Source organism: Chromobacterium sp. Beijing (assembly GCF_021496765.1).
Lineage (GTDB): Bacteria > Pseudomonadota > Gammaproteobacteria > Burkholderiales > Chromobacteriaceae > Chromobacterium.
The window spans coordinates 4,781,090-4,807,555 of the sequence record NZ_CP053750.1 but is presented as its reverse complement, the minus strand read 5'-3'; the positions used below and the strand labels follow the sequence as shown (position 1 = coordinate 4,807,555).

At 67.2% G+C, this 26,466-nt stretch carries 19 protein-coding genes and 1 tRNA gene; 9 read left to right on the top strand and 11 right to left on the bottom strand.

The features are described 5' to 3' along the window. Positions 1–100 precede the first annotated feature (100 nt). A tRNA-Arg gene (locus tag HQN78_RS22425) sits at positions 101–177 on the top strand. 177 nt (positions 178–354) lie between these two features. Here the strand turns inward: HQN78_RS22425 and HQN78_RS22420 are convergent. The 8 genes from HQN78_RS22420 to HQN78_RS22385 form a co-directional block, all read right to left on the bottom strand. Next, positions 355–2,217: an ABC transporter ATP-binding protein gene (locus HQN78_RS22420; RefSeq protein ID WP_107800640.1), complete on the bottom strand. Its 1,863-nt coding sequence runs from the start codon at positions 2,215–2,217 to the stop codon at positions 355–357. Positions 2,218–2,409: 192 nt separating this feature from the next. Continuing rightward, positions 2,410–2,601, bottom strand: coding sequence for a hypothetical protein (locus HQN78_RS22415; RefSeq protein ID WP_048409471.1), 192 nt, complete (start codon positions 2,599–2,601; stop codon positions 2,410–2,412). A gap of 368 nt (positions 2,602–2,969) precedes the next feature. Beyond that, on the bottom strand, positions 2,970–3,857 hold the full coding sequence (locus tag HQN78_RS22410; RefSeq protein ID WP_107800641.1) for a DUF4743 domain-containing protein: 888 nt from the start codon (positions 3,855–3,857) through the stop codon (positions 2,970–2,972). 176 nt (positions 3,858–4,033) lie between these two features. Then, complete coding sequence (recD, locus tag HQN78_RS22405) at positions 4,034–5,731, bottom strand: exodeoxyribonuclease V subunit alpha (protein WP_235086368.1); 1,698 nt, start codon at positions 5,729–5,731, stop codon at positions 4,034–4,036. Between the two features lie 64 nt (positions 5,732–5,795). Next, positions 5,796–6,506, bottom strand: a complete 711-nt coding sequence (locus HQN78_RS22400) for an ABC transporter substrate-binding protein (protein ID WP_235086365.1) — start codon at positions 6,504–6,506, stop codon at positions 5,796–5,798. Beyond that, a complete protein-coding gene (pap, locus tag HQN78_RS22395) occupies positions 6,499–7,983 on the bottom strand; it encodes a polyphosphate:AMP phosphotransferase (protein WP_227105040.1) in 1,485 nt (494 codons plus the stop codon). The genes HQN78_RS22400 and pap overlap by 8 nt, the downstream gene beginning before the upstream one ends. A 114-nt stretch (positions 7,984–8,097) precedes the next feature. Further along, on the bottom strand, positions 8,098–11,691 hold the full coding sequence (gene recB / locus HQN78_RS22390) for an exodeoxyribonuclease V subunit beta (RefSeq protein WP_235086362.1): 3,594 nt from the start codon (positions 11,689–11,691) through the stop codon (positions 8,098–8,100). Positions 11,692–11,762: 71 nt separating this feature from the next. Then, a complete protein-coding gene (locus tag HQN78_RS22385) occupies positions 11,763–12,479 on the bottom strand; it encodes an SDR family oxidoreductase (protein WP_235086360.1) in 717 nt (238 codons plus the stop codon). A gap of 136 nt (positions 12,480–12,615) precedes the next feature. On the opposite strand from HQN78_RS22385, the gene HQN78_RS22380 reads away from it, so the two are divergent. Then, a complete protein-coding gene (locus HQN78_RS22380) occupies positions 12,616–13,311 on the top strand; it encodes a S4 domain-containing protein (RefSeq protein ID WP_235086357.1) in 696 nt (231 codons plus the stop codon). On the opposite strand, the gene HQN78_RS22375 is transcribed toward HQN78_RS22380, so the two are convergent. Both HQN78_RS22375 and HQN78_RS22370 read right to left on the bottom strand, forming a co-directional pair. Next, positions 13,284–14,450: a glycerate kinase gene (locus HQN78_RS22375; RefSeq protein ID WP_235086355.1), complete on the bottom strand. Its 1,167-nt coding sequence runs from the start codon at positions 14,448–14,450 to the stop codon at positions 13,284–13,286. The genes HQN78_RS22380 and HQN78_RS22375 overlap by 28 nt on opposite strands. A gap of 37 nt (positions 14,451–14,487) precedes the next feature. After that, complete coding sequence (locus HQN78_RS22370; protein WP_227105050.1) at positions 14,488–15,807, bottom strand: MFS transporter; 1,320 nt, start codon at positions 15,805–15,807, stop codon at positions 14,488–14,490. 184 nt (positions 15,808–15,991) lie between these two features. On the opposite strand from HQN78_RS22370, the gene HQN78_RS22365 reads away from it, so the two are divergent. From HQN78_RS22365 to HQN78_RS22340, 7 genes are all read left to right on the top strand, one after another. Beyond that, positions 15,992–17,128 (top strand): sugar diacid recognition domain-containing protein, encoded by a 1,137-nt coding sequence (locus tag HQN78_RS22365; RefSeq protein ID WP_235086352.1) that lies wholly within the window; start codon positions 15,992–15,994, stop codon positions 17,126–17,128. Positions 17,129–17,379: 251 nt separating this feature from the next. Further along, entirely contained in the window at positions 17,380–19,944 is a 2,565-nt protein-coding gene (locus HQN78_RS22360; protein ID WP_235086350.1) for a hypothetical protein, read from the top strand. An 86-nt stretch (positions 19,945–20,030) separates the two neighbouring features. Beyond that, positions 20,031–20,270 carry a DUF485 domain-containing protein gene (locus tag HQN78_RS25925; RefSeq protein ID WP_370646618.1) on the top strand — a complete coding sequence of 80 codons (240 nt, stop codon included), beginning with the start codon at positions 20,031–20,033 and terminating at the stop codon, positions 20,268–20,270. After that, entirely contained in the window at positions 20,267–21,769 is a 1,503-nt protein-coding gene (locus HQN78_RS22355; RefSeq protein WP_235086348.1) for a sodium/solute symporter, read from the top strand. The genes HQN78_RS25925 and HQN78_RS22355 overlap by 4 nt, the downstream gene beginning before the upstream one ends. A 5-nt stretch (positions 21,770–21,774) precedes the next feature. Next, complete coding sequence (locus HQN78_RS22350; RefSeq protein ID WP_227105058.1) at positions 21,775–22,398, top strand: glutathione S-transferase family protein; 624 nt, start codon at positions 21,775–21,777, stop codon at positions 22,396–22,398. A gap of 19 nt (positions 22,399–22,417) precedes the next feature. Continuing rightward, a complete protein-coding gene (locus tag HQN78_RS22345) occupies positions 22,418–22,933 on the top strand; it encodes a cupin domain-containing protein (RefSeq protein ID WP_107800656.1) in 516 nt (171 codons plus the stop codon). Between the two features lies 1 nt (position 22,934). Further along, a complete protein-coding gene (locus HQN78_RS22340) occupies positions 22,935–24,317 on the top strand; it encodes an FAD-binding oxidoreductase (RefSeq protein WP_235086346.1) in 1,383 nt (460 codons plus the stop codon). A gap of 18 nt (positions 24,318–24,335) precedes the next feature. On the opposite strand, the gene HQN78_RS22335 is transcribed toward HQN78_RS22340, so the two are convergent. Further along, a complete protein-coding gene (locus HQN78_RS22335; protein ID WP_235086343.1) occupies positions 24,336–26,195 on the bottom strand; it encodes a tetratricopeptide repeat protein in 1,860 nt (619 codons plus the stop codon). Positions 26,196–26,466 lie beyond the last annotated feature (271 nt).

Below are 26,466 nucleotides of genomic sequence, written 5' to 3'. Positions count from 1 at the left end.
GATAATTATACGGTAAGCCTGAAGGCAAGGCAAAACCATACACTGGACTCGGGTAAGGAAGTTGCGCTATGATGCGGGCCTGCCTCAAAGCAAGCACAGCGCACCCGTAGCTCAGTTGGATAGAGTGTCAGTTTCCGAAGCTGAAGGTCACAGGTTCGATCCCTGTCGGGTGCGCCACAACGTCTCAGTATTTTCCGTTTTTCCGCTTTTTCCCATTATTTTTCCGCGACGCGCGCCGAAACCGCGTTTTCGTCTAAACGCGTCCTGCGTCGCCGCAGCCGTCTTCCCGTCTCCGCAATGAAAAAAGCGGGCCGCTTGCGCGTCCCGCTCTCTCGCCTTGGCCTTGGCTCGGCCTCAGGCCAGCGTCGCCACCGGCTCCGCTGCGTCGTCGTCCTCTTCGCCGAGGAAGCCCCCGCTCTGATGCGCCCACAGCCGCGAGTACAGGCCGCCCTTGGCCAGCAGGCTGCGGTGGTCGCCCTCTTCCACGATGCGCCCCTTGTCCAGCACGATCAAGCGGTCCATCGCCGCGATGGTGGACAGCCGGTGGGCGATGGCCACCACGGTCTTGCCCTCCATCAGCCGATACAGACTGCGCTGAATCGCCGCTTCCACTTCCGAATCCAGCGCGCTGGTGGCTTCGTCCAGCAGCAGGATGGGCGCGTCCTTCAACATCACCCTGGCGATGGCGATGCGCTGGCGCTGTCCGCCGGACAGCTTGACCCCGCGTTCGCCGACATGAGCATCGTAGCTGACGCGTCCCTTGGGATCGGTCAAGGTCAGGATGAAGTCGTGCGCCTCCGCGCGGCGCGCGGCGGCTTCCATCGCGGCGTCGTCGGCGTCCGGCCTGCCGTAAAGCAGGTTGTCGCGCACCGAGCGGTGCAGCAGCGAGGTGTCCTGCGTCACCATGCCCACCTGGGCGCGCAGGCTGTCCTGCGTCACCCGCGCGATATCCTGGCCGTCGATCAGAATGCGGCCGCCGTCCAGATCGTAAAAGCGCAGCAAGAGATTGACGATGGTGGATTTGCCCGCGCCGGAGCGGCCGACCAGGCCGATCTTTTCGCCCGGGCGTATCGTCAGCGATAGCTGTTCAATCACGCTCTTGCTGCCGCCGTAGCTGAAATCCACCTGATCGAAGCGGATCTCGCCCTGCTTCACCGCCAAGGGCTTGGCGTCGGCGCTGTCATTGACCAGCACCGGGCGCGACAGGGTGGCGATGCCGTCCTGCACCGTGCCCACTTGCTCGAACAGCGAAGCCATCTCCCACATGATCCAGTGCGAGATGCCGTTCAGACGCAGCGCCATCGCGGTGGCCGCCGCCACCGCGCCGACGCCGACTTCGCCCATGCTCCACAGCCACAAGGTGGCGCCGGCGGTGCTGGCGATCAACAACATGCTCAGGCTGTGGTTGATGATTTCGAAGCCGCTGATCAAACGCATCTGGCGATAGGCGGTGGCCAGGAATTCCTGCATCGCGCCGCGGGCGAAGCCGGCCTCGCGCTGGGCGTGCGAGAACAGCTTCACCGTGGCGATATTGGTGTAGGCGTCGGTGATGCGGCCGGTCATCAGGCTGCGCGCGTCGGCCTGGGCGGTGGCGGCCTGGCCCAGACGCGGCACGAAGAAGTACAGCGTGGCCACGTACAAGGCCAGCCAGGCCAGGAAGGGCCACAGCAGACGGCTGTCGAAACTGCCGACCACGGCGATCATGGTGACGAAGTAAATCACCACGAACACCAGGATGTCGGCGACGATCATCACCGTTTCCCGCACCGCGATCGCGGTCTGCATCACCTTGGCGGAGACCCGCCCGGCGAATTCGTCCTGATAGAAATTCATGCTCTGCCGCAGCAGGTGGCGGTGGAAATTCCAGCGCAGCAGCATGGGGAAGTTGGCGGACAGGCCCTGGTATTTGATCAGCGCCTGCACGGCGATCAGCAAGGGACTGGCCAGCAGGATGCCCGCCAGCAGCAAGAGATTATGGCGTTGCGCGTCCCACAACAGCGCGGGCTTGACCGCGCTCAGCCAGTCCACGACGGAACCGAGCATGGAGAACAGCAAGGCCTCGAAGGCGCCGATGCCGGCGGTCAGCAAAATGACGGCCGCAATCAGGCCGCGCAGACCGCGGGTACAGAACCACAAAAATGGGAAAAAGCCCTTGGGAGGTTGGGCCGGAGACGTGTCGGGATACGGATGGATCCGCTTTTCGAACCAGTTGAACAAAGATCGCTCCAGTGCAGAGGCCGCCTCTTGAGCCGCGCCTGCTTTGGGTTTAATGGGAAGTAGGACAATAGCCAAGCGCTGAAAATCGCGCAATGGAAAGTTGGCGTCAACCATGCCCGCATTTGTCATATTCAGCCAATAAGCGCGAACAGGGTTGATTTGTAGGCAACTACATTGGCTAAAACGCGACAGTCAGCACAACTCCTCGAGCTTTTCCGTCTTGCGGCTGCGCAGGTCCACCACGCGGTGAATCTCGATGCGCAGCTGGCCGCGATAAACGTTCCACATCACCAGCGCGGCCCGCCGCGCTTGTTCCTGGCTGGGATGCAGCGGCCCGCTGTCGTCAACGCCGAACTGCTCCGAGATCAGTTTCAAACGATACATCCCCCTTGCGCCCCCCAAGGCCGCGGCGTCCGCTTTCACCGCCGGCAAAAAGTGAGAAACTCGCCATGCCGATGTTTCCTTGATTCCGCCAAAAACAAACCATTGGCATAATTTTACGCGAAGCAAGCGCCGTTTCGCGGACGGCGGCGCTTAACGACACGAGTATTTGGCGCGGGAAACAGCGCGGGCCAAGGGCCCTTGGCATTTATTGACGGATTTTTCCGCTCTTGAGAATGATTCTACCCATTACCGGTGGCATCAGGCAAAGATTCCTGAATTAATTCACGCAGATGTAATATAAACGGATAGAACAATAGCGGGAGAGCCGCGCCGGCCACTGTGAAGAGCGTCCCGGCGCGGCAAGGGAATCAGCAGGAGGTCAAGGCGTGCACATCGCTGCGCTGAGGGTGGCGGATGCGCGCCAAGGCGGCGTCTATCGTCGGGGTGCGCTCTCCCCAATAGCCGTGGCGCGCCAGACAATCGCTGGCGACCAAGGCCGCGTCTATCATGAAGCGCTCTTCCAACAGCAGGCGTTCCACTTCGGCGAACGGCGTCAGGATGTGCTCGGCCACCTCGCCGTCCTGGTTACAGGGCGTCTCGCCCGCGTCCAGCCACAGATCGAAAGCGTAAATCCATTCGCGGTGCAGGCCGCGCTGCACCGGGCGCTCGGCCAGCAGCAAGCTGGATTGCGGCAAATCCCGCACCTGCTCGCGGCGCACGCCGGCTTCTTCCCACCCCTCGCGCTCCAGCGCCAGTTCTATGGTTTCGCCGGCGGCGACGCCGCCGCCGACCAGATTGTCCATGCGATTGGGGTCCACCGCCTTGTGCGGGCTGCGGCGCCCCACCCACATCCGCACTTCGCCGGACGGCAAACGGGTCAGCCCGTTCAGGTGCACGGCGCGGCTGGTCAGGCCCAGCGGGCGGAAAGCGGCGCGTTCCAGTTCGAAATAAGGGGAGCCGTCGTGACGGAAAGCGGTGAAGTTTTCATTGCGCCAGCCATTGAGCCAACCGGCTTGCTGCCAGCGCCGCGCCGCCTGCGCCAGCGCGTGGCTGATGCTGCGGTAGCTGCCGTCCAGCCGGCAATGCAGTTTCTGGTATTGCTCCTCGAACAGCTGCGATTCGCTGTTCAGCAAGCGTTCCTTCCACGCCGCGTTGACCCAGCCCAAGCGCTCTTTGCCGATATACAAAGGCGTGAATTGCTGACGATCAAAACGGGTGATCTTGTCGAGATAGGCCAGAACCGCATCCACTTGCATTGCCGACTCCGCTGCGATGTGTTTCGGGAAGGCTGCATCTTAGGATGCTTCTTGGGCTTTGACTATATCTGGCGTAACAGCCGGCAAATAAACAGATTATTTTGCGTTGGGATGTTGCGGAATTGTCTCGGCGGCCGCTTCGGCAAACCCTCCGCCCAGACAATTTAACGACTTTGTCATTTCAATTTATCCGCCAGCCCCGAGTAACGCTGCGGCGCCGCGACGGCCGCCTGTTCCCACACCGGCTGCGCGCCGGACACGAGGAAGCGCTCCCGCGCCCGGGTGATCGCGGTATACACCAGCGCCCGGTTCAGCAAGGGCCCCGCCGCTTCCGGCAGCTGCAGACAGACCTCGCCGAACTCGGACCCCTGGCTTTTGTGCACCGTCATCGCGTACACGGTGTCGTGCTGCGGCAGCCGGCCGGGGGCGAATTCGCGCCAGCCGCCGTCGTCGCCGGGAAAGGCCACGCGCAAGCCGGCCTCGCGCTGCACCGTGAAACCGATGTCGCCGTTGAACAGGCCCAGGCCGTAATCGTTCTCGCTGATCATCACCGGCCGCCCCGGATACCAGTCGCGGCCGGCCGGCTTGTCGCCGTCGGCCTCCAGTTGCCGCTCCACGCGCAGATTGAAGGCCTCCACCTGCCGCCGTTCCGCCGCCAGCAGCATGAAGCCGGCGAAAGCCTGCTGCCGCTCGGCCAGCGGCGCGTCCGCGCGCACCGCCCGCCAATACGGCCGCCAGCGCGCCAGCACCTCCGCCGCCTCCAAGGCCGGCACCGCTTCCACATCGCCCCACACCGGGTCCTGCAGCACCGCCCAACTGCCGACGCCGTCGCCCGCGTTCACCCGCCGCGCCAGTTCGCCGATGCCGGAATCGGCGCCGAAACGATGGCTGTGGGTCAGCAACGCCACGCAATCGGTGAGCTTGCCGCCCGCGCCCGGCGTCGACGGCAGGGTTTCGCCGCAGTTCGCCCGCAGCCAGTCCAGAGTATCCGGACGGTAATGGATGTCGGCGCACAAATCGCCCAGCACCGCGCCGGCGTCCACCGAAGCCAGCTGATCGCGGTCGCCCAGCAGAATCAGCCGCGCCTGCGACGGCAAGGCCTCCACCATGCGCGCCATCAAGGACAGGTCTATCATCGACGCCTCGTCCACCACCAGCACGTCCAGCGGCAAAGGATTGCCGGCGTGATGGCGCGGCGCCGCCGCGCCCGGGCGCAAGCCCAGCAAGCGGTGCAGCGTCTGCGCCTGCTGCGGCAATTGCCGCAGCGTATCCTCGGCCAGGTCCAGCCGCGCGCGCGCGCCGCGCACCGACTCCGACAGCCGCGCGGCGGCCTTGCCGGTGGGCGCCGCCATCGCCATCACCAGCGGCCGCGGCGACAGGCCGGCGAGCAAGGCCAGCAGCTTGAGCACGGTGGTGGTCTTGCCGGTGCCCGGACCGCCGGAAATGATCATCAGGCGCTGACGCGCCGCCAGGGCCGCCGCCAGCTTCTGCCGGTCCGGCCCCGCCGCGGACGCCGCGCCGAACAAAGCCTCCAGCAAAGGGCGCAAGCGCGCGCCGTCCGGCGCCGGTCCCGGCTCGGCCAGCGCGGCCAGGCGCTCGGCCAGCCGCGCTTCGTCGAACCAGTGGCGGGCGAAATACAGCCGGCCGGCCGCGTCCAGGATCAGGGGCGCGTAGTCGCCGGGGCGGCCGACCAGCGCGCTGGCCTGCAAGGCCTTGCGCTCAGGACGCTGCGCCAGCGGCAGGCAGACGTGGCCGGCCTGATTGGCGCTGGCCAGCTCGTGGATCAACGCCAACGCGGCCTCGTCCACGCCGGGATCGAGACGGGCGAACAAGTGGGCGAGTTCGGCGGGCAACAGGGCTTGCTGGACAGACATGACTTGGAATCCGGATGCTTTGCGCTCCGCGACGCGGAGCCGGAATGGGGAGACTCGAAGCGCTTCAGCGCAATTTGCCGCTATCTTGCAGCTGCTGAATCGCCTTGTCCAATTGCGGCAACAGTTGCCGGTATTGCGGATGCAGGCGCAGCATCACCGACACGCTGCCCACGGCGTCGCCCGCCGCGCAGGGCTGCGCCTCCGGCGCGCGGTTCAACAGCAAGTCCAGCTGGCGCTGACTCAAGACGATGGCCTGCATGCTGCCCTGGCGCAGACCGCTGATCAGATCGCTTTCGCTGGCGGCCTCCACCCGCTTGAATTGCCCGCTGGCGAAACCGGCTTCCAGCACGGGGTAGCTGCGCCCCTGCAGCACGCCCAGACTCAGGCCGCTGAGGCTGGCCGGCGCCGCGCCCTTGCGCCGCTTGCCGGGAGCGAAGCACAGCCGCAACGTCTGCACGTCGATGGGCCGGGTGTAGAAGCCGGCCACCGGCGACAGCGCGCGCCAGGACGGATTGACGCCCACTTCCACGTCCACCTTGCCCACCTCGAACAATTGCTGCAGCCGCGACGACGGATAGTACTCCAGTTCGAAGCGGACGCCGCTGTGCCGGCCGATCAGCTCCAGCGCGGCGCGGTACTGGGTGGCCAGCGCGCCGTCCTGGGCGCTGTACAAAGGGCCGAAGCTGTCGTTGGCCACGCCGGCGCGCAAGCCGGGCGCGGCCGCGGCCGGCATCGCCAGCAGCAAGGCGATCAGCCGGACGCCGCGCTCAAGCAAGCCGGGCTTCCAGCGCATCGCAAATGGTTTTGAGAATTTTGATGCGGGCATAGTATTTATTATTGGCCTCCACCAGCGTCCACGGCACCTTGCTGGTGCTGGTGCGGTCCACCATATCGCTGACGGCCAGCTTGTAGGCGTCCCATTTGTCGCGGTTGCGCCAGTCTTCCTCCGTGATCTTGAAGCGCTTGAAGCCGGTTTCCTCGCGGCCCTTGAAACGCGCCATCTGTTCGTCCTTGCTGATGGCCAGCCAGAATTTGACGATGACGGCGCCGTTTTCGCTCAGCTGATGCTCGAAATCGTTGATTTCGTAATAGGCGCGCATCCAGTCCGCCTCCTTGGCGAAGCCCTCCACCCGCTCCACCAGCACCCGGCCGTACCAGGTGCGGTCGAAAATGGTGATGCCGCCCTTGCCCGGCATATGGCGCCAGAAGCGCCACAGCCAGGGTTTGGCCTTTTCTTCCTGGGTGGGCGCGGCGATGGGCACCACCCGGTAGCGCCGCGCGTCCAGCGCCTGGGTGATGCGGCGTATGCTGCCGCCCTTGCCGGCGGCGTCGTTGCCTTCGAAAGCCAGCACCAGCGAATGCTGGGCGAAGCGCGGGTGACGGGTCAGCCGGTGCAGCCGGCCTTGCAGTTTTTCCAGCTCGGCCTTGTATTCGCCCTTGTCCATGGGCTGGTCCAGTTGCAGGGTGTCCAGCAACAGCTTGTTGTCTATCGGCGCCAGCAGCGGCGGCGCGTCTATCAATTCGGCCTGCGACCCCTGCGCCTGCGCCAGCCGGTTGCGGATGGCGTTGAGCAGGGTGTTGCCCACGGTCAGGCTGCGGTAATTGGCGTCCTCGCCGTCCACCACCACCCAGGGCGCGGCGGCGGTATTGGTCAGCCGCAGGATGTGCTCGGCGGATTTGCGTATCTTGTCGTAGCGCTCGTAATGCTCCCAGTCGGTCTTGGTCACGCGCCAACTGCTGGCCGGATCTTTTTCCATCTGCTTGAGCCGCTTGTGCTGCTGCTCCCGGGTCAAGTGGAACCAGAACTTCAGCACCAGCGCGCCGTCCATGGTCAGCATGCGTTCGAAGCGCAGGATGTCGAATATCTGCTTGTCCAGCGCGTCGCGGTCGCTGCGGGCGAACACCCGGTCGAACAGGGCGTCGGAGTAATAGGAGCCGAAGAACATGCCGATGCGGCCCTTGGCCGGCAGCTGCATCCAGTAACGCCACATCCAGGGCCGGGCGCGGGCGTCGTCGTTGGCTTCGGCGAAGGCCACGGTGTCGATCAGGCGCGGGTCCAGCCATTCATTGATCAGATTCATGGTTTCGCCGCGGCCGGCGCCGTCGAAGCCGTGAATCAGGATCAGCACCGGAAAATCGGCTTTCTCCTTCAAATCGTATTGCAGGTCCAGCAAGGCCTCGCGCAATTTGGGCATGGCTTCCCGGAATGTCTTTTTATCGATGCTATGGCCGATTTCGGCGGATTCGAACATGATGCGTCCTTGTTATTGTCGGCCCGCGCCCGGCGCCACTCTCCCCTTCCGGCCGCGTTCCACTTCAGATAGTTCAGCTTAGTCCCATGACCGCGGCTTGCGCACTCCGCATTCCTACGCATGCCCGGCGAACCATTGGTCCAGCGCCTCCAGCAAGGCCGGCGCGGGCTGATCGCTCCAGATCCCGCAAGCGTCGGCGCCGACGCCGCGCAGATAGAGATAACGCACGCCGCCGAAGCGGGCGGCGAAGTCCACGCCGCGCGCGCTGAAATAGCGCCGCAGGGCCACGCAGTAAATCAGGTATTGCAGATAATAATGTTCTTGGGCGATGGATTCCGCCAGCCGCTCGGCGCGATAGTCTTCGCGCCGCCCGCCCAGGTGGTTGGATTTATAGTCCACCAGATAAATGCGCCCGTCGGACTCGAACACCAGGTCCATGAAACCCTTGAGAAAACCGCGCACGGTGGAAAAGTCCAGTTGCGCCGCCGCCGCGCGCAAGGGCGCGGCCAGGCCGTGTTCCGGCGCGGACAGGATGGCGGCCAGCTTAGCCACCTCCAGCCTGGGCGCCGGCAGCATGAACTCCATCTCCACCAGCCGCTTGCCGTCCGGCACCTCGGCCAGTCTCACCCCCGGATCCAGTTCCGCGTTCAGCGTGGCCGCCACCATCTCGCAGCCGGCGTCGGCCCACTCCGGCGCGAAGCCGTGCTTGGCCAAGGCCCGCTCCACCGCCTGCCGCAGGCCGGCGTCGTCCACGCCGAAGCTGATGGTTTCAAAAATCTCGTGCAGGCAGGTGCCGGCCTTGGCCCCGCGCGGAAAACCGAAACGATCCAGGGCCGGCGGCTCCGGCGCTTCCGCCGCCGCCGCGGGCTGCCCCGCGTCGTGGTCCGGGCTCTCCTGCCATTTGCCGGCCGCCTGCGCGTGGGTCAGCGAGGTGAAGCTGGCCACCCGCCACGGCGCGGCCAGCCGGCGCGTGAACGCTTGAGCCTGATAATCCCGCCCCGTTTCGCGCCGCGCGGCCAAGGCCGGCCGCGCGCCGTCCTCCTCCAGCACCGCGCAAGCGCCTGCCGCGGCGGCGTTGGCCGTCGCCGCGAACGCCTCCAGCTCCCGCCTGAGCACGGCGTCGTCCAGTTCCAGCGTTTCCAGCTCCGGCAAGGCGCGCGCGTCGCGGCCGTGCAGCAGCCAGCTCAGCGCCGCCGTCTCCATGCCGCGCACCCAGCCCCAGCACAGGTATTGGCGATATTGCGCCCGGGTCAGCGCCACGTAGAGCAGACGCAGTTTCTCCGCCAACAGTTCGCTGCGCGCCGCCAGTTTCACCTCGGCGTCGGCCGCGGCGTCCGGCGCCAGCCAGGATTGATCCTGAGCGTGGTAGCGCCAGAACGCGGCGTCGCGTCGCTCCAGCGCGCCGCCCCACAAAAAAGGACAGAAGGCCACCGGGTATTGCAGGCCCTTGGCGGTGTGGATGGTGACGATTTTGACCAGGGCCGCGTCGCTCTCCAGCCGCAGCACCGCCTCCTCTCCGCCCGGCGGCTGCGCCACCCGCGTTTCCAGCCAGCCCAGCAGCGGCGCCATGCCCTGGCGCTGATCGCTCTCTTGCTGAAGCAGTTCGGCCAGATGAGACAGATTGGTCAGCCTGCGTTCGCCGTCCGGCATCGGCAGCAGGCGTTCGGCCACCCGCTCCCGTGCGAAGAAATGCCGCCAGGCGGCCATGAAGCCGCGCTCCCGCCATAGCAGGTGGTCGGCGGCGTTGGCCTGCAGCTGCGCTTCCCAGCGCGCCTCGTCCTCCACCCGGGCCAGCAACTCTCCGGCGTCGACCCCGGCCAGTTCGGTCACCAGCGCCGCGCGCAGCCGCGCCTCGCTGGCCGGCTCCGCCCAGGCGCGCAGCAAGGCCAGCATCTCGCCGGCCTCGCGGCTGGCGAACACGCTCTCCTGGGTCAGCGCCACGCTGGCCACGCCGCGTTCGGCCAAGGACTGGCGCACCCGGTCCCCCTGACGATGGGTGGACACCAGCACGGCGATGTCGCCGCCGGCCAAGGGCCGGCGCGCCTCGCCGGCGACGATGGCGGCGCGATCGACCGCGGCCAGCGCCAGCAGACGCGCGATCTCGTCGGCGCAGGCCTCGGCGGCCCCTTCGGCGGCGGCTTCTCCGCTGGCGGCCTTGCCCTCGGTCTCCGGTCTCAGCCATTGAAAGCAGAACGGCGGCCTGTCGTCGTCGATGTCCAGCCGGCCGCCGGAGGCCGGTTGCGCCGCCACCGGCTGATAGGCGATGCCCTCGATCAGAAACGGCAGTTCCCGCGCGAACAGCGCGTTGACGGTGCTGACCAGCGGAGCCTCGGAGCGGCGGTTGGTGTCCAGCGTGTAATGATGTTGCGCGTCGTTACGCGCCGCCAGGTAGGCGAAGATGTCGGCGCCGCGGAAACTGTAGATCGCCTGCTTCGGATCCCCCACCAGGAAGACCGGCCGCCGCTGCGCGACGAAGCAATGTCGGAAGATGGAATACTGAATGGGGTCCGTGTCCTGGAATTCGTCGATCAAGGCCACCTGGAAGCTGCGCGCCACGTGGGCCGCCAGCAGCGGACCGCTGATCGGGTCGGTCAACGCCGCGCCCAGATCGGTCAACAGGTCGTCGAAACTGCGGCTGCGCTCCCCCACGCGGCGCGCGCTCAATTGTTCATTGGTCCAGGCGATCAGCTCCAGCTTGAGTTGCGCCACCGACAGCGCCACCTCTTCCATATAAGCGTCCCAGGCGCCCAGCCAGGCCTCCGTCAAGGCGAACAAGGGGTGCTCCGGCGCGGCGTGGCCTTTCTTCATGCCCTTGGCCAGCGAGGCCGGCAGCAGCTTGTCCAGCTGGCGACGGCTCTCCTTGTCCAGCACCGGGGTGGTCTCCGGCGTGGCCAGCAGGCCGTCCAGGGCGCCGATGGCGCGTTCGATAATGGCCGGGCTGTAGCTGCGCGCGTTGAAGCCGACGGCGGCGCGCAGCAGATCGGCGGCCTCCGCCGCGCCTTCCGGCCGCGCCGCCAGCGCCCGCCAGCCCCGCTCCACCGCGAGCAAGGCGCGCTCCAGGCCGGCCACGTGCGGCGCGCGCATGCGCAGATAGGGCTTGGACAGATAGGGCCGGATGTCCGCCAGCCAGCCGTCCGGCGTTTCGCCGTTGTCCACCAGCACTTGGGCGAGCAAGGGATCGTCCACCACCCGCCGCCGCCAGAAGTCGTCGACGATTTCGATCAAGCGCTCCTCGTCGTCGCTGACCAGTTCGGCTTCGAAGGTCTGGCTGCTTTCAAAGGCGGCGTCGGTCAGCACCCGCTGGCAGAAGCCGTGGATGGTGTAGATGGCGGCGGCGTCGAAGCCGGTGATCGCGGCCTTGAGCCGCTGCGAGGCCTGCTCCCGCGCCGCGCCGGGCGGAAAACGCGCCGCCAGCGCCGACAGAAAGGGATCGCCGCCGGCCTCGCCTTCTCCGGCCAGCGTCTGCGCCAGCTCGCTCAAGCGCCGGCGCAGCCGTTCGCGCAGCTCCGCGGTGGCGGCCTTGGTATAGGTCACCACCAGCACTTGATCGACGGTGGGCGGCGGCTGACCGTCGCGCTCTTCCAGCAATAGCCGGGCGAACAGGGCCGCAATGGTCCAGGTTTTGCCGGTGCCGGCCGAGGCTTCGATCAGGTTGATGCCGCTCAGCGGGCAGTTCAGCGCGTCCAGCGCTTGGGGAAGCAGGCTCATGATGGCGACACTTTAATGCGATTCGGCCATTTAAACGACCCGTCATCGGGGCCAGCGTCGCTTGTCCGCATTCAGAAGCGCTCGTCCAGGATAGCGGGCAGGACGATTTCCCGCGCAAAGGAGGCGTCGGACAAATTCAGCAAGGCGCGCGTCAGACTCACCACGTCGTGCAGCGGGATCAGCTGGCCGGCGCCGCGCTCGGCGGCGTGTTCGCGGGGCACGGACAAATCATCCTCCGTATTGAGGTAGCCCAATTGCAGGCAGGTCACGGCCAGGCGCTGCGCGCGGTACTCCTCCCGCAGCGCGTCGGCCATGCCGCTCAAGGCGAACTTGCTGGCGGCGAAAGCCACTTCGGGACGGCCGCTGCGCGGCAGGCCCGAAGTCGACCCCGTCAGGATGAGCTGCGGCTTGGCCGCGTCCGACATCCGCGGCAGCAGATGTTTGAGCAGCAGAATCGTCGAAGCGATATTGACCTGGACCACTTCCATCAGCTCCAGATCCGAACAGCGGGAAAACGCATAGGAGGACTCAAACGCCTCCCGCTCCCAGATCCCCACATTGCACATCACCACGTCCAGCCGTTCCGGCAGCGCGCTCATCACTTGCTCCACGGCCAGCGCCGGCTTGGACAAATCGGCCTCTATCCAGCCCAGCGCAACGCCGGCCGGCGGCTTCAGGTCTTCCGGCCTGCGCCTGGAAACGCCGATCACGCAGTCGCCCTCCCGCCCCAATCCTTCCACAAAAGCCTTGCCAAGGCCCCGGCTCGCTCCAATGATCAGTATATTCACGGCGTCTCCAAAATGAATCTGCGCGGCGGTTCCGCTGCAGTGACAGACGAGAAGGATACCTGATTCGTCAAATTTGTCGGCCACGCCGGCAAAGGGGATAATCGCCGCCCGAACCCCGCATTCAAGGCCTGACACAATGAGCGACGCCGCAATCCGACTTTCAAAACGCATGGTGGAACTGGGCCTGTGCACGCGGCGCGAAGCCGACGCCTGCATCGAGCAGGGTCTGGTGAAAGTGGACGGTCAGATCGTCACCGCGCTGGGCAGCCGGGTGGAGCCGCAGCAGCGCGTCGAACTCCTGGGCCGGCCCGACGCGCAGCGCGACGCGGCGGTCACCCTGCTGCTGCACAAGCCGGCCGGCGCCGAGCCGCTGTCCCTGCTGGGCCCGGACAGCCAGATGCCGGGCGACGTCAGCGGGCTGAGCTGGCTGCCGCGCCATCGTCAGCATCTGCAAGGTGTCGGCGCCGTCGCCGACCGCGCCCACGGCCTGGTGGCGCTGACCCAGGACCGCAAGCTGGCGCAGCGGCTGGCCGATTGCCAGCTGGAATTCCTGATCAATGTCGACGCCGCGCCCGCCGCCGCCGAACTGCAACAAAGACAGAGCGGCCTGCGCCCCGGCGGCAAACCGCCTCGCGAACTCAAAGTCTCGCGCCAGAGCGACCGACAACTGCGCCTGGTGCTCGCGGCGCGCGACGCGCGCTGGCTGGACGATATCTGCGCCGGCCTGGGCGTCAGCCCGCTGGCGCTGCGCTGCATCCGCATCGGCCGGCTGGCGATAGGCCAGCTGGCGGCCGGGCAGTGGCGTTATGTGCCGGACTTCGAGCGTTTCTGAGAACCTAGCTTCATGCCCAGCGCCAGCGCCGCCGCCGCGTTGCGCGCGGCGCGGCTGACATTGCCCGCGGCCTCGGCCAAGGCCTGTTCCTGGCTGCACGGCCGGCTGACCGCGGCGAACACCGCGTCCAGCCCGTGCGCGTGGGTCAGTTCGCTGCCCGCGCCCAGACAACCGCCTATCGCCAGCACCGGCACCCCATGACGCCGAGCGACGCGGGCGACGCCTATCGGCGTCTTGCCTTGCACGCTCTGGCTATCGATGCGGCCTTCGCCGGTCACCGCCAGATCGGCGTCGGCCAACGCCGCGTCCAGGCCGACGGCCTCGGCGACGATGGCGCTGCCGGAACGCAGCCGGCCGCCCAGGCAGGCCAGCAGCGCGGCGCCCATGCCGCCGGCCGCGCCGGCCCCGGCCGCCTCGGCCGCGGCCACGCCCGACTCGCCCTCCATCAAGACCGCGAAATGCGCCAAAGCCGCATCCAGCGCCGCCACCATCGCCGGCGTCGCGCCCTTCTGCGGCCCGAACACCGCCGACGCGCCGCGCGGGCCGGTCAGGGGATTATCCACGTCGCAGGCCACGTCGATGCGGCAGGCCGCCAGCCGCGGGTCCAGTCCGGACAGGTCCAGCCGCGCCAGGCTCGCCAAGGCCGCGCCGCCGGCCGGCAGCTCGCCTCCGTCCGCGTCCAGCAGCCTGGCGCCCAGCGCCTGCAACATGCCGGCGCCGCCGTCGTTGGTGGCGCTGCCGCCTATGCCCAGCACAAAGCGGCGCGCGCCGGCGTCCAGCGCGTCGCGGATCAGATCTCCGGTGCCGTGGCTGCCGGTCAGCAAGGGGTTGCGCCGTTCCGGCGGCAATAAGGCCAGGCCACTGGCGGCGGCCATTTCTATCACCGCCACGCCGTCCGCGGTCAGCCCGTAGCGCGCGGACAAGGTCTCGCCCAGCGGGCCTCGCGCCGACGCCTCGCGCCACTGGCCGCCCAGGGCGTCCAGCATCGCCTGCACCGTGCCCTCGCCGCCGTCCGCCATCGGCAGCTTGTGGTAGCGGGCGGCGGGAAACACTTGGCGGAAGCCGTCCTCTATCGCCTGGGCCACCTGCAGCGCGCTCAGGCTTTCCTTGTAGGAGTCCGGGGCAATCACGATTTTCATGCGGTTTTCAATCACAAGAGACGACGATGGCAAGATATTAGCGATTGACCAGCCGCGGCGGAATCCGCAGCACCAGCAGCGCGCCAGCCAGCATCACGCCGGACAGAATGTACAGCGCCGGATCCGTGCTGTGAGTCAGGTCCTTGATCCAGCCCACCAGGAAGGGGCTGACGAAGCCGGCCACCTGGCCCAGCGAATTGATCAAGGCCAGCCCGCCGGCGGCGGCCGCGCTGCCGAGAAAGGCGGTGGGCAGCGGCCAGAACATGGACAGGCCGGCCAGCGCGCCCATGGTGGCCAGGCTCAGGCCCAACATGGACAGCCAGACCGCGCCGCCGCTATTGGCCGCCATCAGCAAGCCCAGCACGCCCATCAGCAGCGGCAGCACCACGTGCCAGCGGCGTTCTCCGCGCCGGTCGCCGGAACGGCCGACCCAGACCATGAAGAAACAGGCGGCCAGATAAGGCAGCGCGCTGAGCCAGCCGATGACGCCGGCGCTCTGGAAACCCAGACCCTTGATGATGGACGGCAGCCAGAAGTTGATCGCGTACACCCCCATCTGGATGGCGAAATAGATCGCGCCCAACATCCACACATTGACGTTGCGCAGCACGCTGGCGAAGGACTGCTCCACCGGCCGCTGCGCCGAGCGCCGCGCCTCGTCGTCGATCAGCGCCTGCCGCATCGCCGCTTTCTCTTCCGCGCTCAGCCAGCGCGCCTCGGCGATGCCGTCGTTCAGATAGAAATACACGCCCAGGCCCAGCAACACCGTGGGCAGGCCTTGCAGCAGGAACAGCCACTGCCAGCCGGCCAGGCCGCCTTGGCCGGCGGCGAAATGCTGCAGCATCCAGCCGGACAGCGGCCCGCCCAACACGCCGGACACCGGGATGGCCGACATGAACAGCGCCATCACCTGGCCGCGCTTGTCGGCCGGAAACCAGCGGGTGAAGTACAGCACGATGCCGGGAAAGAAGCCGGCCTCGGCCACGCCGGTGAAAAAGCGCAGCGTGTAGAAGGACTGCGGTGTGGACACGAACATCAGACAAGCGGACAAGGTGCCCCACACCAGCATCAGCAAGGCGATCCAGCGCCGCGCGCCCACCTTGTGCAGCATCAGATTGCTGGGCACGCCGCACAGCACATAGCCGATGAAGAAAATGCCGGCGCCCAGGCCGTAGACGGTTTCGCTCAAGCCCAGCGCGTCCAGCATCTCCAGCTTGGCGAAGCCGACGTTGACGCGGTCCAGGTAGTTGAACAGATAACAAACGAAAATGAAGGGAATCAGCCGCCAAACGGCTTTCTTGTAAGCGCCGGCCAGAATGTCCTGCCGCGGCGCGCTCAGGGTATCGCTAGGGTTCACATCCATCTCCTCTGCGCGCGGGGGCTCTCCCTCCGGCGCGTCTCCTTGGTTCTGATGAATATTGTTTTTGTATCGCGTCGCTCATTCTGGTCAGCGCCAACGGAAAATACTTCGTGCAGACGTCTGGTTTATGCGCGGGAATTGCCGGAATATATTATGCAAACGCACAAACCCTGGACGCGCCATGCCCATTCTGACCGCCAAACTCGCGCAGGACATCGTCATCCGCACCATGCGCATCATTCCGTTCAACGTGAACGTGATGGACGCCCAAGGCGCGATTCTGGGCAGCGGCGACGCCGGCCGGCTGGGGCAGTTGCACGACGGCGCGCTGCTGGCGCTGGCGCAACGACGCACGGTGGAAATAGACGAGGCCACCGCCGGCAAGCTGCACGGCTCCCGTCCCGGCATCAACCTGCCCTTGCACGTGAACGGCCGCATCGCGGGCGTGGTCGGCCTGACCGGCCAGCCGGAGCAGGTTCGCCAGTTCGGCGAACTGGTACGGCTGACCGCCGAGATGATTCTGGAGCAGGCGCAGTTGCAGCGGGCGCTGCAACACGACGCGCGCCAGCGCGAAGCCTTTGTGCTGGAATGGATACGCGGCGAGCCCGGCGCGGCGCTGGACGCCTGGGCGCAGCGTCTGGGGCTGCGCTTGGAACAGCACCATGTGGCGCTGAGCCTGCAACTGGACGAAGAGGGCTTGGCCGCCGATCAGGCCCAGGCGGCGCTGCAACAGCTGCAATCGGCGCTGGCGGCGCGCTGGCCGCGCTTGCTGAGCGCGGCCACCGGCCCTTACGAGCTGGTGCTGGTGGAGGCTTGCGAGGAGGAAGGCGAAGCCGAACGCGAAGCGCTGCTGCAACGCCGGCTGCGCGCGCTGGCCGCCTGGCTGGAAGAAACGGCGGCGCCCGGCTTCCGCCTGGGCATGGGCATTGCGCTGCCGGGGCGGGACGGCGCGGCCCAATCCTGTCTCAGCGCCCGCGCCGCCGCGCGCATCGGCCGGCAACGACAGCCCAAGCGGCGGGCGCACAGCTATTACGAACTGGCGCTGCCGGTGCTGCTGTCCGGCCTGGATCACGGCTGGCAGGCCCAGCAATTGCGGCAGCCGCTGCAAAGGCTGGAGCAGGCCGGCAAAAGCGGGCTGCGCCGCACCGCCGAGGCCTGGTTCGCCCACCAGTCCCACCCCGGCGCCACCGCGCGGGCGCTGCACATCCACCGCAACACGCTGGACTACCGGCTGGGCCGCATCGCCGACATCACCGGACTGGACCTGCAGCGTCACGAGGACCGTTTCCGGCTCTACGTCGCGCTGCTGCTGGGGTGACACTCGCTCGTCGACGGCATCGGCCTCGGGCTACCGGCCGATGCGCTTGAGCCGCGCCGGCTTGGCCCCCTGCTGCGCCAGCGCGATTTCCAGCAAGGTCTCCAGATGCTTATGCGCAGTCCATGACTGCGGCAACGAAACAAGACCAAGACGGCGTATGGACACTTTTTGAGAGGCAGGCTCCAAGCCTGTCTCTAGTATTGCCCCCTGTCGCGATGCCCGAGATCGCCCTCACCGCACAGGACCGCCATATGCCTTCCATCCCCTTTTTCTCAAGTCGCCCCTCCCAGCAGCCTAGCCCGATTGAAGCGCAACTGCTCGCCAACGCAAAAACCCCGGCAGAACGCCGTGAAACGGAAAATCTGTTTGCTCAGGTGAAACAAATACGCAATGCACCCGATTCGTCGGCATCCACGCTTTCGCCCCCCGCCTTTCCCCTCACCTTGAAAAACGTCCTGCTGAGCGGCCTGTATGTCCAGGCCGGGGTCCAACCGCTTCTCAACCGCGAATCGCCATTGCTTCCAGCGTCCTCCGCGCCATCCGCCCTCCCCTCGGCGCTGCTCCAGGTCCACAGCCAGCCCTATTCCCGCTCCGCGCCTCCACAGCCGGAAACGCCCCTGCTCCGCCAAGCACGCCACGTCGTTCCCAAACCCAAGACCACAACCACGACCGCTGCGCCTGACGACGTCAAGATCGTTAAGATGTTTGATTTTTCCTGCATGAACGAAGGCGAGAATCTGTCCTTCGCCCAAGTGCTGCGCCAAATCGGCAAAACCTTGCGCAACCCCATCACCGCACTGGCCACGGAAAGCAAGCATGTCGACAGCTGGAGACAGGGCCGCGGCTGCGCCACGTCCGAGGAGATCTCGGCCATCACCGACATCACCGAGAAAGTCGACGCCATCACCTCCCAAGTCCTGACGCTGCTGCCAGGCAGCCAGCCCTTGGCCATCGCGCAATACATCGTCGGCCCTCTGCTGGAGCATGCAGCCAATGACCTGGAAGGCAAACCCACCTCGCGGGAAGAAGAGCTCAACCTGTTGCAGCAAGTGACCCAACAAGCCCGCTTCAGCATTGATGGGATGAGCCATGCCGAGCGGCAGCGCTTGCAAACCGCGCCCCAGCCTGGCGGCAAGGCTTCAGGAATAGACCTGCCGGCATTCCATCTCAAAAACGGTCGTAACCACATCAAACTCAAAGCCAACGGCAAACACCATGACGTCGCCTTGTTGGAGAAGGATGGCCGCAGTTTTGCGCAAATCCCGGCCAAGCAGCAGGGAAAGTTTGCTAACCGCGAAGTCTATTTCAACCATCTCGCACAGGAATGGCGCTTGCTGGGCGATGGCAAATTCCGGCACTTCAGCAAGCAGGAACAATTGGCCGCCCATAAACTGGCACTGGGTCCGCATCACTTGCATCGCTCCAGCAGCGCGAACACGCCTCATGTCTACAGCGTTCACAATTCCTTCACTGCGCAACCGGCACGGCTTGAAGCCATCGAGCTGTTTGGCCGCCTGGTGCCTTACCGTCATGAACTCGCCACCGGCAAGGAATACATCTACGATGCCCGCCGGCCTGACGCCGCGCCCCTGGAAGTGGAAAATCGTCTGGGCGAATGGCATATCAAGCACGAGCTCACGCGACAGGCCGCTCCCGAACTGCGCGCGGCCATCGCCAAGCACGACATCGCGCCGCTGGCCCTGGACGAGCGCCAGCTTTCCACGCCCAATCACTTCGGCATCCAGCGCACCGGCGATGGCCAATACGTCCTGGCCATCGACCAGCAGTACTACCCCGTTCAACGGCACGGCAAGCAAGTGCAGCTTGGGGGCGCCCGCAATCTGCAGATCGAGCTGAGCGCCCACGGCAAGCGCGTCGAGGTGGGGTTGGCCAAACCAGCCAGCCGGGACAATCCCGCGTTCAAACTGGTTGACATGCCTATCATCGGCAAGCCGCTGAAAATCCGCGCCGCGCGCAAAGCCATAGGCAAGGCGCTGCCAATCGCGCAAACCAAAATCGCCAATGCGATCCAGGCCTTGAACCGCTCCGACCTCCGCCCCCAAGTCCAGTTGGCGGAGGAGGCCTATTTCGGCAAAACCTTCCATCAGGACCCGAAACGCTTGGCGCAGCTGGGCAAATATCTGGACCAGATCCAGGGCGATCTGGCGCGCATCGATACCGCCAACTTCAATTTCGACAGCCGGGTCGGCTCTCCCACCACGGTGGCGGAACTCTCCAGGGAGCAATACCAGATGCTGGGCCGCAAGCCCAAATCAAAAATCATCAATGTTGGCCGCGATGGCTTCTACGCCTATTACGAACGGATGGGCAAAAACCCGAGCGCGGTCGCCGATGTGCTGATCCATGAGCTGTCGCATGGCGGCCCCAACACGCTGGACTTCGCTTATGTCGGTACGCAAAAGCAGGCCCGCGTCGGCGATGTCGATGTATTCGAACTGATCAACCTCGCCAATAAGCATATCGAGAAGGATAGCCGCTACGGCGGCGCCGACCTGCCGCAGATCGATAACATCAACATTGCGTTCAAAGGGCTCAAGAACGCCGACTCCATCGCCCAGTTCGTCTCCTTCCTGGGCAAGGCGGACAGCGACCCTGCCGGTTTCGAGCGCGACTACCAAACGCTGAAGGCCGCCGCCGACCGCTCTGACCATTTTCAGCAACGCCTGCCGGAAGGCGTGCCGGTGAGCCGCAACCGCCGCTCCATTGAGACCCCGGTCCCGTCACTGCCGCCATTGCTGTTGCTAGTGGAACGACAAAGCGGCCGTTATCACTTGTATCGTCCGCTCGCAGGCTGATTCACCTGGCCCGCCGCCGGGCAGGGTCCGATCTCCCTGCCCGGCCCGCCGATGCGCTAAACTGTTCGGTTTAGACTTCTTGCGTAATCCCTCATGGGCCAGCCCACTGCCACTCCCCCCTCTCCCGCCGGCTGGCCTGGATCGCCGCCGCCGGCTGCCTTGGCTACTATCTGCTGCTGGCGCTGCGTCCGGCCTGGCTGGAAGCCAAACTCGCCGGCTGGCCGGCGTCCGTTCTGCTGGCGCTGGCCATGTTCCTGCTGTTCTTCCTGCTGGCCGCCGGCTACGCGCTGGCCGCCGGCCGCGCCGACGACTCGGAGCGCGCATGAACCACGCGTCCGCTTTTTTCCTATTGTTCGTGCTGCTGACGCTGGCCATTACCGCCGCCGCCGCGCGGCGCACCGCCTCGGCCGGCGATTTCTACACCGCCGGCGGCCGCATCCGCGGCTGGCAGAACGGGCTGGCGCTGGCCGGCGACTACCTGTCCGCGGCGGCCTTCCTCGGCGCCGCCGGCCTGTATCTGTCCCAGGGCTACGACTCTCTGGCCTACGCCGTCGGCACCCTGGCCGGCTGGCCGCTCTTGCTGCTGCTGTTGGCGGAAAAGCTGCGCGGCAGCGGCTGCTACACCGCCGCCGCGGTGCTGGGCCGGCGCTTCGACCACGACGGGGTGCGGCTGGCCGCCAGCGTCAACTCGCTGACGGTGACGCTGTTCTACCTGATCGTGCAGATGGTGGGCGCCGGCAAGCTGATCGAGCTGCTGTTCGGCCTGCCCTATCTGGCCGCGGTGAGCCTGGTGGGCGCGCTGATGGTGCTCTACGTGGCGCTGGGCGGGATGTTGGCCACCACTTGGGTGCAGATGGTCAAGGCGGTGCTGATGTTCGGCTGCGCGCTGTTGCTGGCCGGCGGCGTGCTGGCGCGCTTCGGCGGCGATCCTGCGCGGCTGTTCGCCGCCGTGGAGGCCTTGCGCGGGCCGCAGGCCTTCCTGCCCAGCCCGGCGCTGAGCAATCCGCTGGAAGTGCTGTCGCTGGGCCTGGGCCTTTGCCTGGGCCTGCTGGGCCTGCCCCATGTGCTGATGCGCTTCTTCACCGTGCCTGACCGCCGCGCCGCGCGCCAGTCCGCCTGCTTCGCCACCGGCCTGATCGCGCTGTTCTTCGCCGTCAACATCGTCATCGGCTACGGCGCGCTGGCGCTGGTGGGGCCGGAACCCAGCTTCCACGACGCCGCCGGCAAACTGCTGGGCGGCGGCAATATGGCCGCCATCCACCTGGCCACCTTGCTGGGCGGGCCGGCCTGGCAGGGCCTGGTGGCGGCGGTGGCCTTCGCCACCATCCTGGCGGTGGTGTCCGGCCTGGCCATGGCCGGCGCCAGCGCCATCAGCCACGATCTCTATGCGGTCTGGTGGCGGCGCGGCCGCGTCGACGCCAACGCCGAGCTGCGGGTGTCGCGCTGGGCCACCGTCGGCCTGGGCCTGCTGGCCCTGCTGTTGTCCACGCTGTTCCAGCAGCAGAACATCGCCTTCCTGATGGGCCTGGCCTTCGCCATCGCCGCCTCGGCCAATTTCCCGGTGCTGTTGCTGGCCCTGCACTGGCCCGGCCTCAGCGCGCGCGGCGCGCTGTGGGGCAGCCTGGGCGGGCTGGCCGCGGCGGCGGCGCTGATCGTGGCCGGCCCGGCGGTATGGGTAGGCGCGCTGGGCCACGCCAAGCCGCTGTTTCCCTACGCCAACCCGGCGCTGTTCTCTGTGCCGCTGGCCTTTGCGCTGGCTTGGCTGGGTTCGCGCCGCGGCGCAACGGCGGTATCATCGGCTAGCGATACTTCTCACCGACCCTGACACTCATGACCACACTGACTCTTTACGGCAACCGACTGTCCGGCCACAGCTACAAGGTGCGCCTGGCGCTGATGCTGGCCGATGTTTCCCATGATTACGTCCATGTGGACCTGGAGCTGCCGCGCGAACAGCGGCCGGAGGATTTCCGCGCCGCCAGCCGTTTCGGCGAAGTGCCGGTGCTGGTGGCCGACGGCACCGCGCTGTGCCAGTCCAACGCCATCCTGCAATGGCTGGCCAATAATTTCGGCCAGCTCAGCGGCGAGCACGGCAGCCGCGAGACCGTGCGCGAATGGCTGAGTTGGGAAGCCAACCGCGTCGGCCTGTCGGTGCCCAATCTGCGCTGGTCGCGGATGAACCGGCTGCCTCAGCCGGAGGTGGAAGCCTGGCTGGAGCAACGCGCGCGCGCCGATCTGGACGCCCTGGACGCCGCCCTGGCCGAACAGCCCTATCTAGCCGGCCAACGGCTGAGCATCGCCGACCTGTCCGCCAGCGCCTATCTGTGGTGGCTGGCCGACGCCGGCCTGGATATCGCCGCTTGGCCTCAAGTCCGGGCCTGGCTGGAACGCATCGCCCAGCAGCCGGGCTGGCAGCACCCCGATGTACTGATGGCGCCGGACATTCCCGACTAAGCCCCCACGGAGCCCCGCCATGTCGTCCCGTCCCGATTGCATCCGACACTGGAGCGAGCTGATCGAAGCCCGCTCGCAAAGCTATCCCGACAGCCGGGAGCCGCTGGCGCGCGGCGCGGCGCTGGGCAAGCATTACGGCTTCGCCCGCCTCGGCATCCATCACGAACTGCTGGAGCCGGGCCAACGCACCAGCTGGCCGCACGCGGAAAAAACCGAGGACGAATTCGTCCACGTGCTGGAGGGCGAGCCCGACGTCTGGCTGGACGGCGCGCTGCACCGGTTGCGGCCCGGCGACTCGGTCGGCTTCAAGGCCGGCACCGGCCTCGCCCACACCTTCATCAACAATAGCGATAAGCCGGTGCGCCTGCTCTGCGTCGGCGACGTCAACCGCGACGACAATCAGGTGCACTACCCGCTGCACCCGGCGCGCAACGCCGCCATCGGCCCGCAGCACTGGAGCGACGCGCCCGAGCGCCCGCAGGGCGATCACGACGGCCTGCCCGATCTGCTGCGCGCGGCCGGAGGCCCTTTCTAACATGCACGATTTTCTCCAAGCCGCCGCGTCCCTGATCGGCCCCGCCCATCTGCTGACCGAAGCCGCCGACACCGCGCCCTACACGCTGGACTGGCGCCGCCGCTACCAGGGCCGCCCGCTGGCGGTGGCGCTGCCCGGCAGCACCGCCGAGGTGGCCGAGCTGGTCAAGCTCTGCCGCCGCCATCAGGTGGCCATCGTGCCGCAGGGCGGCAACACCTCCACCTGCGGCGCGGCCACGCCGGACGCCAGCGGCCGCCAACTGGTGGTGGCGATGCGGCGGCTGCGCGCCGTGCGCAAACTGGACGCGGACAACAACGCCGTCACCGTGGAGGCAGGCGCCACGCTGCGCGAGGTGCAGCTGGCGGCGGAACAGGCCGGACGGCTGTTTCCGCTGTCGCTGGCCTCGGAAGGCAGCTGTCAGATCGGCGGCAATCTGTCCACCAACGCCGGCGGCGTCGCGGTGCTGCGCTACGGCACCATGCGCGAACTGACGCTGGGCCTGGAAGTGGTGCTGCCGGACGGCCGGGTGCTGGACGCGCTGGCCGGCCTGCGCAAGGACACCACCGGCCTGGACCTCAAGCAATGGTTCATCGGCGCCGAGGGACAGCTGGGCCTGATCACCGCCGCCACGCTGAAGCTGTTTCCGCTGCCCAGCGCCCGCGCCACCGCGCTGATCGGCGTGGACGACATCGAAACCGCCATCGTCTGGCTCAACCGCCTGCGCCAACGCTTCGACGACCGCCTCACCGCCTTCGAGGTGATCGAGGCCGACTGCCAACAGGCAATCGAACGCCACCGCCCCGGCCAATTGCCGTTCACCGCGCCGTGGCTGCTCTTGATCGAGCTGTCCGACGGCGGCGACGACGCCGCGCTGAACGAGGCGCTGCTGGACTGGCTGGCCGGGCAAACCCCGCGCGACGGCGTGGTGGCGCAAAGCGAGGCCGAGCGCCGCAAGCTGTGGCTGCTGCGCGAGGAGATTTCGGAAATCCAGAAACAGGACGGCCCCAGCATCAAGCACGACATCGCCGTGCCCACCTCGGCGCTGCCGCAATTGGTGCGCGACTGCGGCGCCGCGCTGCGCCGCGCTTATCCCGGCGTGCGCATCGTCGCCTTCGGCCACGCCGGCGACGGCAATCTGCACTACAACATCAGCTATACCCGGCCCGGCAACGTCGATCTGTTCGACGACGAGGCGGCGGTCAACGCCATCGTCTACGACCACGTCTACCGCCTGGGCGGCACGCTGGCGGCCGAACACGGCATAGGCCAGCTCAAGCCCCAGTGGCTGGAACGCTACAAGGACCCGCTGGCGCTGGAGCTGATGCGCGCGCTCAAGGCCGCGCTGGACCCGGAGCGGCTGATGAATCCGGGCAAGTGGCTGTGATGGATTGCCCCGCCCCGCTCAACCCTTAAGGTCCGGATCGCCCGGTAAGGCGCTCGCCAAGCGCGCCAGCGGCGCCGTCCAGTCCCCGGCCTCGCTTTGGCGGAACAGACGATGCCGCGGATACCAGGGCGTGGTTTCGCTCTCCAGCCCCCAGCGCCAGTCGGCGTGCCGCGCCGACAGCAACAAGGCGCAAGGCAGTCCCAAAGCGCCGGCCAGATGGCCGAAGGCGGTGTCCACCGTCACCAGTCCGTCCAGCTCCGCCAGCAAGGCGGCGCTGGCGGCGAAATCCGCCAACTCATCGCCCAGGGCCGGCACGCCGCGCGCGCGCAGCCAATCGCGCTCGGCCTGGTTCAGCTCCGGCTGCAAGGCCAGCCACTGAACGCCGGGCAAGGCCAGCAGGGGAAGCAACGCCTCCGGACCCGGCAAGGAGCGGCAATGGTCGAACTCGTGCTCCGGCCGGCCGCGCCACACCAGGCCCAATTTGCGGCCGCCGGCCGGCAAGCGCGCGCGCCAAGCGGCGCGGCCGGCGTCGTCGGCGCGCAGATAGGCCGGCGCTGGCGCGGGCTCCGGCTGCAAGAGGCCGGGCAAACTCATGGAAAACACATGGCAATCGTGTGCCGGCCACGGACCGGCGAGATCGCTTATCGGCAGCCACTCCACCGGCCAGCCCTGCGCTTGCAACAAGGGCAGCAGGACAGGCCGGCAGGCGACGATCACGCACGCCGGCCCGCGCCCCAGCAGCAGCGGCAGGTAACGCGCCGTCTGCAAGGCGTCGCCGTAACCCTGCTCGAACCACAGCAGCAGACGGCGGCCGGCCAAGGCCTCGCCGCGCCAGCGCGGTGAGCTCAAGGCCGGCGACGGCGTGGTTTCCAGCCGCGCCTCGTGCAAGGGCCAGCCCTCGCCCCAGCGTCCCTGGGTCAGCAGCAAATAGCCCAGATTGCGACGCAGCCCGGCGTGCAGCGGCTGAGCGTCCAGCCCCGCGCGCAGCGTAGTTTCGGCCTCTTCCCAACCACCTTGCTGCGCCAGAGCCAGCGCCAATTGCTGATGAGCGTCCGCGTCCGACGGCTCCAGCGCCAAGGCGCGGCGCGCCAGCGGCTCCGCCTCCTCGCTGCGCCCCTGCCGCCACAAACACAGGGCCAGATTGCCCAGCACCTGCGCCTGTTCCGGCGCGCGCTCCGCCGCCGCGCGCAAGCAGGCCTCGGCCTCGGCCCAACGCCGCTGCGCCTGCAACAACAAGCCCAGATTGCTCAGCGCGCCGGCATGGCTCGCCTCCAGCGCCAGCGCCCGGCGCAACAGCGTTTCCGCCTCGGCCCGCTCCCCGCGCTCCGCCAGCCTTTGTCCCAGCAGATTGAGCGCGTCCACGTCGTCCGGCGCGCAGGCCAGCGCCCGGCGCAAGCAGTCCTCGGCCTCCTCCGGCCGCAGCCGATACAATAAACGGCCCAGATTGAAGCAATGGACGGCGGACTGCGGCCGCAGCCGCAGGGCCAGCCGATACTGGGCTTCGGCTTCGTCCAGCCGTCCCGCCTCCTCCAGCAAGACGCCCAGATTGCCTTGGCAGGCGGCGTGCTCCGGACGCTGCGCCAGTTCCGCGCGGTAATGCGCCTCCGCCTGCGCCAACTGGCCTTGCGCCATCAGGCAGCGGCCCAGATTGTAATGGGCGTCCGGCGTCCGCGGATCGCATTGCAGCGCCTGACGCCAGCACTGCTCGGCCATGGCCAGTTGCTCCAGCCGCGCCGCGCATACGCCCAGCAGGTTCCACAATTCGGCGTTGTCGGCCTGGGCCTGCAAGCCGCTTTGCGCGGCCAGCAAGGCGCCGTTCAGATCGCCGGCGGCCAATAAGGCGCCGGCGCGCAAGGCGTGGGAAGTCGGTTCGGTCATAAGTTTTCAGCGCCCGGAACGCAAGCGCCCCGGCTCCGTTCCGATTAAGCGCTTTTTGAAATCAGCGGAATATCGTCTCCCGCATAGTAACCAGCATCTCTCCTTGATGAAAACGCCCTTTGCCGTGCCCCGCCTGAATTTCCTCCACGCGCGGCGGCCTTTTCACTGGGGGGCGGCAAGAACGCTGCCTGCCGGCTGGATGCTGGGGCCGGCTGAGCCGCCTATGAAAACGGCCGGGGAGCATGCTCCCCGGCCGTGTGTTCTTGCTCTC

What these genes read in the sequence shown, in the direction of transcription:
- HQN78_RS22410 (WP_107800641.1), bottom strand. Translation starts at nt 3,857, where the DNA reads ATGCAAGTGGATGCGGTTCTGGCCTATCTCGACAAGATCACCCGTTTT.
- HQN78_RS22340 (WP_235086346.1), top strand. Translation starts at nt 22,935, where the DNA reads ATGCACGATTTTCTCCAAGCCGCCGCGTCCCTGATCGGCCCCGCCCAT.
- HQN78_RS22355 (WP_235086348.1), top strand. Translation starts at nt 20,267, where the DNA reads ATGAACCACGCGTCCGCTTTTTTCCTATTGTTCGTGCTGCTGACGCTG.
- HQN78_RS22415 (WP_048409471.1), bottom strand. Translation starts at nt 2,601, where the DNA reads ATGTATCGTTTGAAACTGATCTCGGAGCAGTTCGGCGTTGACGACAGC.
- HQN78_RS22345 (WP_107800656.1), top strand. Translation starts at nt 22,418, where the DNA reads ATGTCGTCCCGTCCCGATTGCATCCGACACTGGAGCGAGCTGATCGAA.
- HQN78_RS22365 (WP_235086352.1), top strand. Translation starts at nt 15,992, where the DNA reads ATGCCCATTCTGACCGCCAAACTCGCGCAGGACATCGTCATCCGCACC.
- HQN78_RS22375 (WP_235086355.1), bottom strand. Translation starts at nt 14,450, where the DNA reads ATGAAAATCGTGATTGCCCCGGACTCCTACAAGGAAAGCCTGAGCGCG.
- HQN78_RS22335 (WP_235086343.1), bottom strand. Translation starts at nt 26,195, where the DNA reads ATGACCGAACCGACTTCCCACGCCTTGCGCGCCGGCGCCTTATTGGCC.
- HQN78_RS22350 (WP_227105058.1), top strand. Translation starts at nt 21,775, where the DNA reads ATGACCACACTGACTCTTTACGGCAACCGACTGTCCGGCCACAGCTAC.
- recD (WP_235086368.1), bottom strand. Translation starts at nt 5,731, where the DNA reads ATGTCTGTCCAGCAAGCCCTGTTGCCCGCCGAACTCGCCCACTTGTTC.
- recB (WP_235086362.1), bottom strand. Translation starts at nt 11,691, where the DNA reads ATGAGCCTGCTTCCCCAAGCGCTGGACGCGCTGAACTGCCCGCTGAGC.
- pap (WP_227105040.1), bottom strand. Translation starts at nt 7,983, where the DNA reads ATGTTCGAATCCGCCGAAATCGGCCATAGCATCGATAAAAAGACATTC.
- HQN78_RS22360 (WP_235086350.1), top strand. Translation starts at nt 17,380, where the DNA reads ATGCCTTCCATCCCCTTTTTCTCAAGTCGCCCCTCCCAGCAGCCTAGC.
- HQN78_RS22380 (WP_235086357.1), top strand. Translation starts at nt 12,616, where the DNA reads ATGAGCGACGCCGCAATCCGACTTTCAAAACGCATGGTGGAACTGGGC.